This window comes from Acinetobacter indicus (assembly GCF_009914475.1).
Lineage (GTDB): Bacteria > Pseudomonadota > Gammaproteobacteria > Pseudomonadales > Moraxellaceae > Acinetobacter > Acinetobacter indicus.
The window spans coordinates 524,886-540,624 of sequence record NZ_CP045198.1; the positions used below are offsets into that span (position 1 = coordinate 524,886).

A 15,739-nucleotide genomic window follows, 5' to 3' on the forward strand; every position below is an offset into this window, starting at 1 on the left:
GGCACAAGGAAAGTAAGGTACGACAGGAGTTATACCGAGCGAACCAATACGAAAAACCCCGGCAGGATGCCGGGGTTTTTTATTATTTAAATGATTTGGGGGAGTTAGTACTATGTTAATTTTAGCTTTGCTAAAAGCTAAGTCATTAACTGTTTTTAAATTATATATTTTATAAATATTAAGAGTTTGTAATGAATTATTTTCAAAAAGGAATGGTGCTAATGGCTATGGTGCTTTTAGGAGGTTGTATGCCAAAAGAAAAAGTACATATCCCGAAAGAAGGAGAGATTGTGACATGGAAATTTACAGATCAGCTCATCATCAAAGCTGAGCTTGGACAAAGACGAAAACATATACCTGACACACATTGTACAAAGTGTGAGCGAGAGTTTTATCGACTGCACCTTGAGCATTATCTTGGTCAATTCCCTATTGACTATCAACCTAAAAAGTATCCATCGTTGAGCGAGTCGGAAGCAAAAGAAACGCCTTGGACAATGATAGATATGGGGGGAGGCCTTGAATTTAATTTGATATTAAATGGTTCAACTGTACAGGCAACGGACAACAGTATTCATGGGAATTATACTTTAGATCATTATGATCAAGTCAAAGTATTTGTAAGTACATTAGGAGGCTCTACAGAAAGGAATACAAAGCAATTTTTTGATTCAGAAATAATGAAAAACTTAAATATTGACTCAAAGCAAACTCAAAATGGTGTGGATTGTTATCAGTTTAATAATGGTTCAAAAGGAAAAATGTGTTTCGGGCATTCAATGAATGCTTTGAGTTCAGGGTTTCAGTTTTATGTCTCACCAGACCATAATTTTCAATTATTCGTGCGCTCTCAAGAGTTTATTCTTGGAGGAGTAAAAGTTAATTGGATTGTAGATCAAAAGCATTTTGATAACGTTCAAGAGATTGACGCAAATATATGGCGACTTCTAATGGCTTGGAATATATCACCAGTAGACCAAAAATAGTTTTATAAAAAATATATTTATTTATCAAAAGCTTAGTAAATAATTAAATATATTTTTTTCAGAATTCCTTTCAAATGCTGGACTCTTTTAAATAAATTCTTAGCTTTTATTTAACATAAAATCTCTTATGCGAAATCCAATTTTACTTATAATTCCCCGAAACCTTCACATAATTCTGCGCTGAATACGGCAAAAACGCTTTTTCTTTATCGGTTAGCGGACGTACTTTTTTAACAGGACTACCCATATACAAATAGCCACTTTCCAAAACTTTGTTTGGTGGAACAAGTGAGCCTGCACCAATCATCACATCATCTTCAACAACAACGTCATCCAAAATAATCGTGCCAATACCCACCAAAACGCGGTTCCCAATAGTACAACCATGCAACTTCACATGATGACCAATCGTTACATCTTCACCAATAATCAAAGGTGAACCATTTGGCTTGTCGGCTTTTTTATGGCTGACATGCAACATTGAATGATCTTGCACATTGGAGTTTTTACCAATACGAATAGAATTAACATCCCCGCGAATTACGGCAAACGGCCAAACCGAGACATTTTCGCCTAATACCACATCACCAATGACCACACCCATCGGGTCGATATAACAGGAATCATCAATCTGTGGATGGGTATCTAAATAAGGACGAATGTTCTGGCTCATGGTGATCTGCTCGTAAAAGTGGAATGATCAAGACGATAGTATAAAAGAAAAAGCACCCATTCGCTGAATGAGTGCCTTCACTTAAGTCTAAAGTTGTGCCTTAAACTTAGAACAGGTTGCTAAAGAACTGCTTGATATGGTCAATGAGGCGTGAGAAGAAACCAGCTTCTTCAACCGCGTTTAAAGCCACCAGTGGTTTTTCTGCAATTACTTTACCATCTAAGCTTGCGACATATTTACCAATGACTTGGCCTTTTTGTAGCGGCGCAGTCAATTTCGGCTGAACCACCAATTGCGTTTTAATTTCATTGGCTTTGCCTTTAGGCATGGTCACATTAAAGTTTTCAGCCAGACCAATTTGTACTTCATCCGACTGACCGAACCAGACTTTAGACTTGGCCAGGACCTGATTTGCAGGCTGTACATTTTTGGTTTCAAAGTTGGCATAACCCCAAGCCAGCAATTCACGTGTTTGTGTCGCACGTTCCTGCATGGTTGGCGCACCAAAAATCACAGAAATCAGACGCGTTGGGCCACGTTTTGCAGAAGTCGTTAAACAGTAGCCGGCTTCATTGGTATGACCGGTTTTTAAACCATCAACACTTGGGTCTGTATAGAGCAGGGCATTACGGTTGCCTTGACGGATGCCATTAAAGGTAAATTCTTTTTCTGAATAAATCGGATAATATTTAGAACTGTCTTTAATGATGTGCTGGGCCAAGGTTGCCATATCTTTGGCTGTTGAATAATGGCCGTCTGCTGGCATACCGGTCGAGTTAATAAACTGGGTATTGGTCATGCCAATTTTTTTGGCTTCTTCGTTCATCATGTGTGCGAAGGTGCCTTCATTGCCGGCAATGTGTTCCGCCATGGCTTTAGAGGCATCATTACCCGACTGAACAATAATTCCACGCAGCATTTCAAGTACAGTTGCAGTGCCATTCAGCGGAACATACATACATGATTCCGCGCTACTGCCGCGACACCATGCTGACTCGTTCATGCGCACTTGTTCATCTTCAGTGAGTTCACCGCTCAATAGTTTTTGTTCGATGATGTAGCTGGTCATCATCTTGGTCATTGAAGCAGGGGCTAATTTTTCATTTTCATTTTTTGAAGCGAGAAGTTGCCCTGTCTCGTAGTCCATTAGCACGTAGGATTTATTATTCAATTCTGGTGGTGCAGATAGGACAGTTGCTGCAAAGCTAAAACTAGGAACTAATAATAATGCAGCAAGGGCAGTTTTTTGGGTCATTTCTAGTGGGTTCCTATATCTTGATGTAAGCACGAAGAGCCTAGCATTTTAGGATAAAGCAAAGTCGACTTCTATGGGAGAAATCGGCTTATCGGAAAAAGTATTGTAACCAAATAGTTTTATTTGCTGTACGCGGTCAATTCCTGGCAAATGGCCTTATTTTTCTGGCTTCCCGCTTTTTTGGCATCGGCCTGTGCTTCAACCAGCATCGGCTTAAAACTTTTTTGCTTGCTTAGGGCTTGTAAAGCTGCAACCGGATCTTTTTCTGCCGGCATATATTCTTTGGCCAGTTTGGCATAGCCCTGATTAAATTTAGTCTGGTCTTTGTCCTGAATTAACGCTGGGCACACTTCAGATAATACATAAATGGCTGCCAGTTCCTGCTGGGTGACTTTTTGAAGTGGTGTGACTTCAATATTTTCATTCTGTGCCAGTGCGGTTTGCCCCAAACCCAAAGTAATGGCGATACCAGCCAGAAGTTGCAAAGATTTCGTTTTTAATTGGGAAGTGTACATAAAAAAATAGACCTAAAACTTAAAAATACCACATGCCCATAAGCTTAATGATTTTTGACAGAATGAAAAGAAAAGAAGTGTATCTGAGCAGGCTGACACACAACCAAAATTAAAAAGCCAAATCAGAAATGCAATAAAAAAGAGCAATCAACCTATGCTGATTACTCTTGATGTGAAGATGGTGCGTCAGTACAAACCTAAAGTTCGATTGCAGCAGCATCCTGACAAACAGTTTTCTGTTCATCTGCCGTGGTTTCTTTAGCAGCATCACGTGCTTCAATCAGAATATTCTTATATTCAGCATCAGCCTGCAGTGCGCTGTAGCTTAAAGTCTGACCTTTTAAGTCTGCCAGGTAAGTTTCAATTAAAGCCTGAATATTGCTATCCAGTTTGGCGTTTTTGCCAATAATGGCCGGACAAACCTCAGCCATCACCTGAGCGGCAGCAATGTCTTCTTTCACAATGGTATTGGCTTCTTCTACTGTCAAGCCTTCAGCATTGACCGCTTGAGAGAGAATTACCGCAAAACCAAGCCCCAGTAAACGACGTACAGATAAGCGACGAATCATGTTATACACACTTTTTATTGATGGAAGTTCGACACTAAATATATATACTTCTCATTATATTTCAATGAAATGTGCTGACCGGTCATTTATTTAATTTGAAGAGTAAATTTGTGAATATCTTAATTGCCAATGATGATGGCGTTTTTGCGCCAGGGATCCAGGCGCTTGCACACGCATTAAAACCTTTGGGCCGTGTGGTAATTGTCGCGCCAGAAAGTGAGCGTAGCGGGTTTTCCAGTGCCTTGACCTTAGATCGTCCTTTACGTCCAATTCCGATTGCTGAAGATATCTGGGCGGTGAATGGCACTCCGGCAGACTGTGTCTATTTATCTATGAATGGCCTGTTTGATTTTGAATTTGATCTGGTGGTGAGTGGGATTAACAGCGGCGCCAATCTGGGGGATGATGTGCTGTATTCAGGTACCGTTGGTGCTGCTTTTGAAGGGCGTTTAATGACGCAGCCGGCCATAGCTGTATCACTGGCTGGCCCTAATGTCCGTGCCTATCAGCATCCGGCCGATTATGCAGTTGCCGCGCAGTGGGTGCATGATTTTATTGCCAACGGCTTGCCAACCTTGCCGCCACGCCACATTTTGAATATTAATATTCCAGATGTGGCGGAATTAAAAGGCGCAAAAATTACCTATCAGGGCCGTCGCAGTCAATCTAAACCGATTACCAGCCATGTCGATCCGCGCGGTCGCCAGGTGTACTGGATTGGACTGGCCGGAGAAGCCGTTGCAGACCCGCGTAAAGATGTGGGTGAAATCCAGTCGGATTTCTTTGCTGTGGCCAATGGCTATGTCAGCATCACCCCAATTCAGATGGATGCGACCAATTACGATATTCTGGGGCATCTGCATGACAGCTTGAGTCCAGCCCTGTAAAGAATGTTATAACTTTGTGAAAAAGTACCGTCTGAAACTCTTTTTCGGTGCTTTTTTGTTAATCTTAGCGCAGTTCAATAATTACATTTAAGATGTAGAGAGGAAGATTAATGCCTTTGGTGTCACACGGTCGTTTATTTGCAGCACCGACAACATTGTTGAAAACTTTATTTGTATCTACAGCCGTTATTTCTACGCTCATCATCAGTGGCTGTGCGTCTAAACCTCAAGTACATAATTCTGCACGTTATGCGGCTGCGCCAAATTTCTATACCGTACGCTCAGGTGATACTTTAAGCGGCATTGCAGCACGTTATGGTTTAAGTTATCTCAGTATTGCGGAAATGAACGATATTGCCGCGCCGTACCGGATTTATGTGGGCCAGTCGATTCGTCTGAAAAGTGGCAGTGCACCGCGTACCACCACGACGCGTCCGGTAACGCAGCCAGCACCAATCCAGCGTCAGACCATTGCTATTCCAAAAACTACGCCAGTACCGACTGCACCGGTAACCACGACGACCACAACCACACCACGAACCACTACTCCGGCGCCGACAGTGAGCTCTACCGTAGGTTCTTTACGCTGGGTGAAACCATCTAATGGTGCAGTAATTGAGAACTTTAATTTAGCGTCGAATGTGAAAGGGATTCGCTATGGCGGCAATGTCGGTGATCCGGTCTTTGCAGCTGCAGACGGGCAGGTGGTTTATGCCGCAGATGGCCTGAAAGAATACGGTAACCTGGTGTTAATTAAGCATATTAATGGCTACATTACGGCTTATGCACATAACAGTAAACTTAACGTGAATAGTGGACAAAATGTAGCAGCAGGGCAGAAAATTGCCGAAATGGGCTCATCGGGCACCACCCGCACCATGCTGGAATTCCAGGTCCGCCTTGATGGCAAGCCGATCAACCCGACTAATGTTTTACCAATAAATTAATTTTTTTAAGTGCAAAACGTAAATTTCACCGTATAATACAATGAGTTGCTTTTATTAAAGGTAGGAGCATCTCATAAGTTCAGAGGGAAATTTATGTTAGATCAACTTCGAGCAATGGGTGTATTTGCTTGTGTTGTTGAAAAAAGCTCGTTTAGTGGCGCTGCGCGTGAACTCGGTATCACCACAAGTGCTGTAAGTCAGCAAATTCGTTCTTTGGAAAATGAAATGGAAGTAACGCTGTTACACCGTTCCACCCGAAAACTGAGTTTGACTGAAGCTGGACAAGCTTTTTTCCACAGCTGTCAGGAAATGCTCGCCGCTGCGGAGCGTGGTAAAATACGCATTAATGAATTACGCGATGACCTGGTAGGTGATTTGCGTATCGCAACCACCCCGGAACTGGGTGCAAACCATGTCATTCCGGCATTGTCGCACTGGATGTCAGCCCATCGTGGTCTGGCCATACATGTCGAAGCGGACAATCAGTTTATTGACCTGATTGAAGGTCGGATTGATATTGCTTTGCGCATGAGTTCAAAAATTGAAGATAGTCAGCTGAATGTAGTGCCACTGGCGCGCGTTGAGCAGGTTCTGGTGGCATCACCAAGTTATCTGAACCAGACCACACCGGTGTCACGTCCTGAAGATTTAAAAAATCATGACCTGATTCCAGTAAATTTGATGAAAAATTATGCCAGTTTTTCATTTCATCACGCCAGTACGGGTGAAGTGGTCGGACTGGACATGAGCTCTCGCCTCACCACAAATAATGTTCTGATTGCCAAATCATTATGTTTACAAGGGCACGGAATCGCGAGACTTTTATATCTAGATGTACAAAAAGATTTAATTAACGGTTCTTTGGTCGAAGTATTACCTGAATGGAAATTGCCGACCTTTACATTGTATGCGATTACGCCAAAACGTGAGCAGCAGCCAATGAAAGTGCATCGTTGTCTGGATGCTTTAAAACAGTATTTTTGTCAGTTACCTGGCGGCAGAATTTACCAGGAAGCCTCATAAAATATAACAATTCAGAAATTAAAAAAGCCGCATCATGCGGCTTTTTTATGCAGATTGAGATCTGTTGAGATCAACACGCGGCTTAAGCCAGGAACGTTTTGATCATTTTCACCAGACGTTCAACCAGCTGATCGGCCTGTTCCTGGCTAATGTTCAAGGTTGGCAGTAAACGCACCACGGAGCCGGCGGTCACATTGACAATCAGTTTGTATTCATCACGGGCAATATCCACCAGTTCTGCGCAGGCTTTAGGTAATTCAATCCCGATCATCAGGCCAAAACCACGCACGCTGACATTTTGGTCAGCCAGCTGGTTGCGTAGCTGCTCAACAATATAGCTACCCATTTTTGCGGCATTCTCGACCAGATTTTCTTTCTGGATAATATCAATCACGGTGTAGACCACACGTGACCCCAGGGCAGTACCACTGTAGGTTGAACCATGGTTACCGGCAGTGAGTACACCCACACCGCGACCTTGGGTCATCACTGCACCAATCGGGAAGCCATTGCCCAGGCCTTTGGCAGTGGTTAAGACATCTGGCACAATATTGGTGTGCTGATAGGCAAAATATTTACCGGTACGGCCGTTACCAGTTTGCACTTCATCCAGCATCATCAGCCAGTTGTGCTGGTTACAGATGCGGCGGATATCTTCTAGGTAGCTAAAGCCTTGAGGCGCGGTATTAACACCGCCTTCGCCCTGAATTGGCTCAACCAGAATCGCGACGATGTCCGGATACTGAATGGCGGCTTCTTCAATGGCTTCAACATCACCAAACGGTACACGGATAAAACCTTCTACCAGCGGTGCAAAACCTTCCTGGACTTTTTTATTGCCGGTGGCAGATAGGGTTGCCAGGGTACGGCCGTGGAACGACTGATCGGCGACAATAATTTTCGGATTGGCAATGCCTTGTAAATAACCAAATTTACGTGCAATTTTAATGGCACCTTCATTCGATTCTGCACCACTGTTAGAGAAGAAGACTTCTTCCATACCAGCGACTTCTGCCAGTTTTTGTGCAGCGGCAGTTTGCCAAGGCACTTCAAACAGGTTGCTGGTATGAATCAGGGTCGCGGCCTGATCCGCGATGGCAGCAGCAATTTCCGGATGAGCATGACCTAAACCACAGACTGCAATACCGGTCAGGGCATCCAGATATTCGGTGCCATCTTCAGTGTACAGATAAGCGCCTCGGCCGCGGACAAAGCTGATCGGCTGACGGCCGAAGACGGGCATCAAATGAGACGGTTGATCAGTTTGCACAGGGGCAAGGGTAACGTTGTTCATGACTAACTCTTATCTGTAAGAAAGAAAGGAAAAAACTTATATAAGCAAAATCTGCCCCCGATTGAAAGTGTAAATGTAAATAAAAATGGAAATATTGCTTTAAGCATACTGTTTTGCTGTGTTTTCGGTATAATGCAAAACAGATTAGTTGAGGATTTATCAATGACTGAACAAGCACGCGATACCGAAGCGTTAATTCGTGACCAAATTGCTAAACATGCAGTTCTTCTTTACATGAAAGGCACACCGCAATTCCCACAATGTGGTTTCTCAGCTCGTGCAGTAGAAGCGCTCAGTCAAATTGGTCGTCCATTTGCCTATGTGAATATTCTTGAAAACCAGGATATTCGTGCAACTTTGCCGAAAATTGCCAACTGGCCAACTTTCCCGCAATTGTGGATCAATGGCGAGTTAATTGGCGGTAGCGATATTATGCTGGATATGTTCCAAAAAGGTGAGTTACAGCCTTTGGTTGAACAGTACAGCCCAGCGCCTGAAGCTTAATTCAGTCGTATAAAAAAGCGCCTTTCGGCGCTTTTTTGCTTTTTTAGACCGGCCATTATGAGCCAGTCTGGTTACGGGCATCTTCTACCGGAATAGCCTCAATTGCTGCTTCAGCAGGCTGATCTTTTTTCTTGGCCTTTTTTTCTTTCTTGGCCTTTTTTTCTTTCTTGGCTTTTTTCTTTTTCTTTGGCTCTTCCTCTTCAATTTCTGCGCCATCTTCAATGGCTTGCCAGTATTCCAGCTGCGCCATCACCATGTCATAAATCGAGCCTTTGCTATAACGGCCTTTTTTGTCCAGTTTACCGACCGGACGCGCCATCAGAATTTCTAGCGCCTGATCAATCACATCAATGGCATGAATATGGAATTCGCCTTTTTGCACCGCTTCAATCACATCTTTACGCAGCATGAGATGCTGCATGTTTTGACGCGGAATAATCACGCCTTGCTTGCCGGTTAAACCTTGTAATTTACAGGCATCATAGAAGCCTTCAATTTTGGCATTGACGCCGCCAACAGGTTGCACCTGACCCAGCTGGTTCATGGAACCGGTAATGGCCCAGGACTGATCAATTGGTAACTGGCTGATTGCTGAAATCAGGGCAGACAGTTCCGCAACGGTGGCGCTATCACCATCGACCTGACCATAGCTCTGTTCAAAGGCCAGTGCGGCAGAGAAGTGCAGAATCTGTTCGCGGCCAAAATGGGCTTTCAGGAAGCTGGACATTAACAGCACGCCTTTGGCATGCAGTGAGCCGCCCAATTCAACACTGCGTTCAATATCCAGAATATCGCCGCCGCCCTGATAGACCGATGCCGTCAGGCGCGAAGGCAGGCCAAACTCGACATCGGCATAATGAATCACGGACAGGGCATTGATCTGACCCAGACGATGACCTTTGGTTTCAATCAGCTGGGTGCCGCGTGACAGGTCTTGCCAGTACAGTTCACGTAAATAGCCTAAGCGATATTTGCGATGATCCAGCGCCATGTTGATATGTTCTTCTGACACCATTTTTTTGCCGGCTTGTACCGCATGATGATGTGATTCCCGAATCAGATCACCTAGCGTTAGCGCATGTAAGGACAACGAGCTTTGGTCTTCGGCCAGACGACTCGAGTCGGTTAACAGCGCAGCCAGGGCAGAGCGGTCAAAGGGCAGCAGTTTATCAGCCTGAACATAATCAGCAATCAGCTGCATATAAGCCTGCTCATTGGTGTCATTACGTTGTAATGTATCGGTGAAGTCGGCACGGATTTTAAAGACGCTGCCCAGCTCCGGTTCGACTTCCAGAATTTCATAATAGATTTCCGGCTCGGCCAGCAGAATGACCTTTAAAGTCAGGGGAATTGATTCCGGCTCAATCGAAATACTACCGGTTAAAGTCAGCATATGTTCCAGTGAGGACAGTTTTAGCTGGCCCGATTTCAAGGCACGTTTCAGCCCTTGCCAGGCATAAGGCTGTTCCAGTAACTGTTCGGCTTCCAGAATTAAAAAACCGCCATTGGCACGATGTAAGGCACCGGAACGAATTAAGGTAAAGTCGGTGGTGATAGTGCCATTCTGGGTCATCTGTTCCACATGACCGAGCAGGTTGTAATGGGTCGGGAAATCTTCAAAGATTACCGGTGCACCCGAGTTCGGTTTATGCGTGACAACAATATTGGCCTGATAACGCGCTGGCACCCGGCTAAACACTGCCGGAGTGAAGTCATCTTCTTCCTGTTCCAGCACCATTTCAACATTGTTGATAATGTCTTCGGCATAGTATTTCAGATAGTCTTCAAGCCCTTGAACCTCTGAAAATTTATTCAGTAATAAATCAATCCGCGGCATCACCACCTGTTTGGCAATGTCACGATTCAGGACCTGAACCCGATCGCGGGCATCATCTTCCAGATCGCCCAGATGCAGACCCAGACGTTCCAGTTTTTTATCCATATAGCGCATATTGGCGGCAATTTCGGCGCGCTCTTTGCTGCTTAAGGCATTGACATCTTCCTGGGTCATTTCCTGCAGCTGGTCATCTTTAAACTGCACCGGAATAAAGCAGTGCTCGTCATTGCGCGAGACCAGTTTTAAATCCAGGGTTTCACCTTCTTTGGTCAGTTCAATGAGGGCCTGTTGCTGTTCATCACCGGTTTGCTGGCGAATCTGTTCAATGCGGTTGTGATAGGTTTCGGCGCTAAAACGGCGTTCCAGCTGCTTTAAAATGGTCTGCCAGCTCTGATGCAGCTGGGTCTGGAATTTCGGTGCCTGACCGGCCGGCAGTCGCAGGGCAATGGGCTGGCGCGGGTTTTTAAAATTATTGACATACACCCAGTCATTTGGCGTGGCCATGGTTTTGGCATGTTGCTGCAGTAAACGCCGGATCATGGTGCGTTTGCCCAGTCCTGCCGTACCGACCGCAAAAATGTTATAGCCGGAATACGGCAAGGCAATGCCGGCTTCTACCGAAGCACGGGCACGATCCTGACCCAGAAAATTATTTAAAGGCTTAATCCGTTTGGTGGAGGCCGGAATTTTTTCCAGATCCGGAATATGGGTCAGCTGTTCCGGGCTTAAGCGGGTGTTATTAAGTGTCGTTTGAATTTCGGCTTGTTCGAAGGCTGAGGTAAGAGTTTGTTCTGGTTGTAAAACTAATGTTTGTTGTTCGGTAATTGAAGCAGATAAAGAAGAGGTCATGTGCTCGTGTCTTTGCGTCACTGTGAAATCCAAAACGAAATTATTGCAATAGAGATTTAAGGTATACAGGTTTAATAGAAAATTTCAAGCCAGGCCGCTGCATTTCTCCAGAAAATCACAGGGCGTTTGCATAAATCAGGTTGAAACCAAATCCATTAAACGATTGAATAGCAACATTCAGTTTTTTGACAAAAATAATGTAATGACAACACAATCTACAGGATGGAAATCTGCCTTTACCGCCTTTTTAGATCGGCGTGCGCTGATCATGCTGTTTCTTGGCTTCTCGGCCGGTATTCCCATTCTTCTTATTTTTTCCAGTTTATCGTTATGGTTAGGTGAAGCCGGCATTAGCCGTAATGCCGTAACTTTCTTTAGCTGGGCGGCGCTGGGTTATTCATTTAAGTTTGTCTGGGCACCATTAATTGATGAGTTACCAGTGCCATATTTAACCCAAAAACTGGGCCGGCGCCGGGCCTGGCTTTTAATTGCCCAGGTCCTGATTATATGCGCCATCTGTATTATGGCCTTTTCAGATCCGGCCTTAGGGCAGACGCATCTCTACCAGATGGCGGTGGGTGCGGTGCTGCTCGGTTTTGCTGCGGCCACGCAAGATATTGTGATTGATGCCTATCGTATTGAGCTGGCTGAAACCCAGATGCAAACTGTATTGGCTTCGACCTATAACGCCGGTTATCGTATCGGGATGATTGTAGCTGGTGCGGGCGCTTTATTTCTGGCGGCGTATCTGGGCACGGCTAAAGGCAACTATATTTATGAGGCCTGGAAATACACCTATCTGGTGATGGCGGCGGTGATGCTGATCGGGATGTGTACCACGCTGGTGATTCGTGAGCCGGTGGTGGAGCGTGTCCGTAAAGAATATAAACGCAGCGATTATTATCGACTGGTGGTGGTGTTTTTTGTTGCCGTGATCAGTTTTGTGCTGAGTTATATCTATTCCGGTCAGGCGCTGGATGCGCTGAAAAACCAGCTCAGTATTCAGGATTCCTTCCTGCTGTTTACGCTGGAGGCGATTCGCTTTATTGGCTCGGGTGCGGTGGCTTTACTGGTCGGAACTGTGCTGGTCAAACTGGGTGCAGTCAATAAACAGATGGCTTTTGAAACCTGGGTGCATCCGGTCGCGGATTTCTTTAAGCGCTATGGTTTAAAGCTGGCTTTGGTGTTACTGCTGCTGATCGGGTTTTATCGGGTTTCGGATATTATTGCAGGGGTCATTTCCAATGTGTTTTATCAGGACCTGAACTTCAGCAAAGAACAGATTGCTGAAGCAGTCAAAGTCTACGGGGTGATTTTCTCGTTGGTGGGTGGCTTCCTGGGTGGTTTGCTGGCCCAAAAAATGAATATCATGAAACTGATGTTTCTGGGCGCAGTGCTGGCCAGCTCGACCAACCTGATTTTTATTGGACTGGTCAAATCCGGGCAAAGCCTGAGTGATGTGCAGGTGAATGTCGGGGCGCAGCAATATAAGGTACAGGCTGATGAAGCCGGTTACTGGAGCATACAGGTACCGAGCAATGTGCTGGCTCAGGCCAATCAGATTCAGGTACAGGCACAATATGCCAATCAGTCCGATCAGGCACAATTAAGCATGCCGTATTTGCAGCAGACCGGCACAGCCCAAATCCAGTTATTACCGATTACTTCGGATGACCGGATTTCTGTACAGGAAGCCGAGCAAAGTCTGGTGATTCGTGGTCAGTTGAGTGGTCTTGATGCTGCACAGCTACAACCTGAACAGCCGCTGAGTCTGGTTCTGGATGGCAAGGAATATCCGGCCAAGCTGGAAGAGGGTGGCCTGTTTAGTGGCGTGATTGAAGGCCAGCAGTTACAGACAGCACAAAATAGCACGATTCAGGTCCAGGCCCGATTGCTGGATGGCAGTACACTCAGTGCTAACCGCAGCTATCAGCTGGCACCGCAGCATCCGGTGCTGGATATTGATATTCAGGCCCTGACACCGGTGGATATCAACGCTGATGCAGCGGTAGAAGTTCGCGGTAAGGTGATTAAACCGTATAGCAGTTTATGGCTCTATCTGGCAATTATTATTGATAACCTGGCCTCCGGTCTGGCCGGTGCGGCATTTATTGCCTTCCTGTCCAGCTTAACCAGTGTGTCGTTTACCGCTGTACAATATGCGATCTTTAGTTCGCTAATGACCCTCACTCCTAAAATTTTAGGTGGATATTCAGGTACCATAGTCAATAATATCGGTTATCCGAGTTTCTTCCTCATGACCACGCTGCTTGGAATTCCGATTCTGATTCTGGTGGTGTGGGTGGCAAAATTATTGCGTGCTCATGAACACGCTCAAATTCAACAAAAGGACGAATAATATGCGCATGCTGCATACCATGTTACGTGTAGGCAATTTAGAACGGTCATTGCAGTTCTATACTGAAGTACTTGGCATGACTTTACTCCGTAAACGTGACTACGAAGAAGGCCGCTTTACCCTGGCATTTGTCGGCTATGGTGATGAAGACAACCATACCGTGCTGGAACTGACCCATAATTGGGATACAGACAGCTATGAGCTGGGCAATGGCTATGGTCATATTGCCATTGCAGTGGAAGATGCCTACAAAGCCTGTGAAGAAATCAAGGCACGCGGCGGCAATGTGGTGCGTGAAGCGGGGCCAATGAAAGGCGGCGTGACCGTAATTGCCTTTGTGGAAGATCCGGACGGTTATAAAATCGAGCTGATCCAGCAGGATGACAATGCCCGCAATAACTAAGTTGGCGCAGTAGTATAGCGCCACAAAATAGTGAACATTAAGCCAGCAGACTAGCTTTATTGTTCCAGCCCAGTAAGATGGAACTTTACCGTGAGGTAAAACCCGCTGACTGGGCTTTTTTATGTCGATGCAAAAATAAAATCACAGGATGTAGACATGCTAAAACTACTTGCATTGGATCGCTTTACCATATTGTTAATTGTGATGGTGATACTGGCCAGTATCGTGCCAGTCTCTGGACAGGTGGCTGAAGTCTTTGGCGTTATTACCACGGCGGCTATTGCGGTGCTGTTTTTTTTACATGGGGCAAAATTGTCCAGAGAGGCGGTGGTACAAGGCATCATGCACTGGCAGCTGCATACGCTGGTGTTTGCATTTACCTTCTTGTTATTTCCCGTCTTAGGTCTCATAGCCAAACCCGTATTACTGCCGTTGCTGGGACAGGAGCTGTACTGGGGCTTTTTATTTATGTGCTTCCTGCCCTCTACAGTGCAGTCTTCTATTGCCTTTACCTCGGTTGCACGCGGCAATGTCGCCAGTGCAGTCTGTAGCGCGTCTTTTTCCAATATTGCCGGCATGTTCATTACCCCGGTTCTGGTCAGCCTGTTTATTTTTGGCCAGTCGCAGCACGATTATGATCCGACCTCATCCATTATTCAGATTACCTTATTGTTATTGGTGCCTTTTATTCTGGGGCAATTGCTGCGGCCGTGGGTCTATCCATTTCTGGTCAAGTTCCCAAGTCTGGTTAAAGGCTTTGATCAGGGCACCATTTTAATGGTGGTCTATGGCGCCTTTAGTGGCGCCGTGGTGGCCGGACTGTGGAATGAAGTCAGTGGCACAACGTTACTGATTTTAACTGTGGCCTGTTCGGTACTACTGACTATCATCATGCTGCTGGCGCTGTACATCCCGAAATGGTTGGGCTTTAAACGTGAAGACCAGATCGCGATTTTCTTCTGCGGCTCTAAAAAAACCCTAGCCAGTGGTGTACCGATGGCGCAGATTCTGTTTATTGGCCAGCCTTTGGGCATGATTGTGCTGCCAATCATGATTTTCCATCAAATCCAGCTGATGGTCTGCGGCATTATTGCCAATTACTGGTCGAAGCAGCCTGAAATTGAGAGCAAAGAATAATTCGCATATTGGCATAGATTCACGTATAATATGCCCCAACTTGTTGTGCTTAGCTCTGACGGTATCCGTCTCGGTGGGCCAAAAGAATGGTCTGTTGTGGTGTTGGTCTGCAGTTTATCTCGAATAAACAGCTTTTTTCCTCAGTCTTGAGAGTGATCAATTGCGACGACAGCAAAACCTTCTTTAATCTTATGGAGTAATCGACGATGCGCGCCGATATTCACCCAAAATATGAAAAATTAGTTGCTACTTGTTCATGTGGTAACGTGATCGAAACTCGTTCAGCTGTTGGTAAAGACACTCTTTACCTAGACGTATGTTCAGCTTGCCACCCATTCTACACTGGTAAGCAAAAGAACGTTGACACTGGCGGTCGTATCGACAAGTTCAAACAACGTTTTGCTGGTATGTCACGTTCTATCAAACGTGGTTAATATCCAGAATGAAAAAAACGGGCATTTGCCCGTTTTTTTGTGCCTGCGCTTCAGGTGAAAAGTACAA

General features: G+C 45.3%; 15 protein-coding genes. 9 read left to right on the forward strand and 6 right to left on the reverse strand.

Annotated features, from left to right (window positions below):
* Nucleotides 1–191 precede the first annotated feature (191 nt).
* Complete coding sequence (locus GA693_RS02995; RefSeq protein WP_160241462.1) at nt 192–986, forward strand: hypothetical protein; 795 nt, start codon at nt 192–194, stop codon at nt 984–986.
* A gap of 142 nt (nt 987–1,128) precedes the next feature.
* On the opposite strand, the gene GA693_RS03000 is transcribed toward GA693_RS02995, so the two are convergent.
* From GA693_RS03000 to GA693_RS03015, 4 genes are all read right to left on the reverse strand, one after another.
* Complete coding sequence (locus GA693_RS03000) at nt 1,129–1,659, reverse strand: gamma carbonic anhydrase family protein (protein ID WP_160241461.1); 531 nt, start codon at nt 1,657–1,659, stop codon at nt 1,129–1,131.
* A 106-nt stretch (nt 1,660–1,765) separates the two neighbouring features.
* Entirely contained in the window at nt 1,766–2,914 is a 1,149-nt protein-coding gene (dacC, locus tag GA693_RS03005; RefSeq protein ID WP_160241460.1) for a D-alanyl-D-alanine carboxypeptidase PBP5/6, read from the reverse strand.
* Between the two features lie 119 nt (nt 2,915–3,033).
* Entirely contained in the window at nt 3,034–3,429 is a 396-nt protein-coding gene (locus tag GA693_RS03010; protein ID WP_016658407.1) for an MCR_0457 family protein, read from the reverse strand.
* Nucleotides 3,430–3,626: 197 nt separating this feature from the next.
* On the reverse strand, nt 3,627–3,998 hold the full coding sequence (locus tag GA693_RS03015; protein WP_005176804.1) for an MCR_0457 family protein: 372 nt from the start codon (nt 3,996–3,998) through the stop codon (nt 3,627–3,629).
* Between the two features lie 110 nt (nt 3,999–4,108).
* Here GA693_RS03015 and surE point away from each other — a divergent pair, with 110 nt between their 5' ends.
* The 3 genes from surE to GA693_RS03030 all read left to right on the forward strand — a co-directional run bounded on the left by surE (nt 4,109) and on the right by GA693_RS03030 (nt 6,855).
* Nucleotides 4,109–4,885 (forward strand): 5'/3'-nucleotidase SurE, encoded by a 777-nt coding sequence (gene surE, locus GA693_RS03020; protein WP_075174788.1) that lies wholly within the window; start codon nt 4,109–4,111, stop codon nt 4,883–4,885.
* A 110-nt stretch (nt 4,886–4,995) separates the two neighbouring features.
* The gene (locus tag GA693_RS03025; RefSeq protein WP_045795088.1) at nt 4,996–5,832 is read left to right on the forward strand and encodes a peptidoglycan DD-metalloendopeptidase family protein; all 837 of its coding nucleotides are present in this window, start codon (nt 4,996–4,998) and stop codon (nt 5,830–5,832) included.
* Nucleotides 5,833–5,925: 93 nt separating this feature from the next.
* On the forward strand, nt 5,926–6,855 hold the full coding sequence (locus GA693_RS03030; RefSeq protein ID WP_005176807.1) for a LysR family transcriptional regulator: 930 nt from the start codon (nt 5,926–5,928) through the stop codon (nt 6,853–6,855).
* 82 nt (nt 6,856–6,937) lie between these two features.
* Here the strand turns inward: GA693_RS03030 and GA693_RS03035 are convergent, their stop codons facing one another.
* Nucleotides 6,938–8,149, reverse strand: a complete 1,212-nt coding sequence (locus GA693_RS03035) for an aspartate aminotransferase family protein (RefSeq protein ID WP_005176809.1) — start codon at nt 8,147–8,149, stop codon at nt 6,938–6,940.
* A gap of 162 nt (nt 8,150–8,311) precedes the next feature.
* On the opposite strand from GA693_RS03035, the gene grxD reads away from it, so the two are divergent.
* Nucleotides 8,312–8,653 carry a Grx4 family monothiol glutaredoxin gene (grxD, locus tag GA693_RS03040; RefSeq protein ID WP_005176812.1) on the forward strand — a complete coding sequence of 114 codons (342 nt, stop codon included), beginning with the start codon at nt 8,312–8,314 and terminating at the stop codon, nt 8,651–8,653.
* Between the two features lie 55 nt (nt 8,654–8,708).
* On the opposite strand, the gene GA693_RS03045 is transcribed toward grxD, so the two are convergent.
* Nucleotides 8,709–11,339 (reverse strand): Lon protease family protein, encoded by a 2,631-nt coding sequence (locus GA693_RS03045; RefSeq protein WP_407646726.1) that lies wholly within the window; start codon nt 11,337–11,339, stop codon nt 8,709–8,711.
* 202 nt (nt 11,340–11,541) lie between these two features.
* Here GA693_RS03045 and GA693_RS03050 point away from each other — a divergent pair, with 202 nt between their 5' ends.
* The 4 genes from GA693_RS03050 to rpmE all read left to right on the forward strand — a co-directional run bounded on the left by GA693_RS03050 (nt 11,542) and on the right by rpmE (nt 15,672).
* Entirely contained in the window at nt 11,542–13,698 is a 2,157-nt protein-coding gene (locus GA693_RS03050; protein ID WP_160241458.1) for an AmpG family muropeptide MFS transporter, read from the forward strand.
* A gap of 1 nt (nt 13,699) precedes the next feature.
* Complete coding sequence (gene gloA, locus GA693_RS03055) at nt 13,700–14,101, forward strand: lactoylglutathione lyase (RefSeq protein WP_005176820.1); 402 nt, start codon at nt 13,700–13,702, stop codon at nt 14,099–14,101.
* 156 nt (nt 14,102–14,257) lie between these two features.
* Nucleotides 14,258–15,238, forward strand: a complete 981-nt coding sequence (locus GA693_RS03060; RefSeq protein ID WP_104472970.1) for a bile acid:sodium symporter family protein — start codon at nt 14,258–14,260, stop codon at nt 15,236–15,238.
* Between the two features lie 206 nt (nt 15,239–15,444).
* Nucleotides 15,445–15,672, forward strand: a complete 228-nt coding sequence (rpmE, locus tag GA693_RS03065) for a 50S ribosomal protein L31 (RefSeq protein WP_005176824.1) — start codon at nt 15,445–15,447, stop codon at nt 15,670–15,672.
* Nucleotides 15,673–15,739 lie beyond the last annotated feature (67 nt).

Coding starts and splice junctions, on each gene's coding strand:
- GA693_RS02995 (WP_160241462.1), top strand. CDS start 192: ATGAATTATTTTCAAAAAGGAATGGTGCTAATGGCTATGGTGCTTTTA.
- rpmE (WP_005176824.1), top strand. CDS start 15,445: ATGCGCGCCGATATTCACCCAAAATATGAAAAATTAGTTGCTACTTGT.
- GA693_RS03050 (WP_160241458.1), top strand. CDS start 11,542: ATGACAACACAATCTACAGGATGGAAATCTGCCTTTACCGCCTTTTTA.
- GA693_RS03030 (WP_005176807.1), top strand. CDS start 5,926: ATGTTAGATCAACTTCGAGCAATGGGTGTATTTGCTTGTGTTGTTGAA.
- grxD (WP_005176812.1), top strand. CDS start 8,312: ATGACTGAACAAGCACGCGATACCGAAGCGTTAATTCGTGACCAAATT.
- gloA (WP_005176820.1), top strand. CDS start 13,700: ATGCGCATGCTGCATACCATGTTACGTGTAGGCAATTTAGAACGGTCA.
- GA693_RS03000 (WP_160241461.1), bottom strand. CDS start 1,659: ATGAGCCAGAACATTCGTCCTTATTTAGATACCCATCCACAGATTGAT.
- GA693_RS03010 (WP_016658407.1), bottom strand. CDS start 3,429: ATGTACACTTCCCAATTAAAAACGAAATCTTTGCAACTTCTGGCTGGT.
- dacC (WP_160241460.1), bottom strand. CDS start 2,914: ATGACCCAAAAAACTGCCCTTGCTGCATTATTATTAGTTCCTAGTTTT.
- GA693_RS03025 (WP_045795088.1), top strand. CDS start 4,996: ATGCCTTTGGTGTCACACGGTCGTTTATTTGCAGCACCGACAACATTG.
- GA693_RS03015 (WP_005176804.1), bottom strand. CDS start 3,998: ATGATTCGTCGCTTATCTGTACGTCGTTTACTGGGGCTTGGTTTTGCG.
- GA693_RS03045 (WP_407646726.1), bottom strand. CDS start 11,339: ATGACCTCTTCTTTATCTGCTTCAATTACCGAACAACAAACATTAGTT.
- GA693_RS03035 (WP_005176809.1), bottom strand. CDS start 8,149: ATGAACAACGTTACCCTTGCCCCTGTGCAAACTGATCAACCGTCTCAT.
- GA693_RS03060 (WP_104472970.1), top strand. CDS start 14,258: ATGCTAAAACTACTTGCATTGGATCGCTTTACCATATTGTTAATTGTG.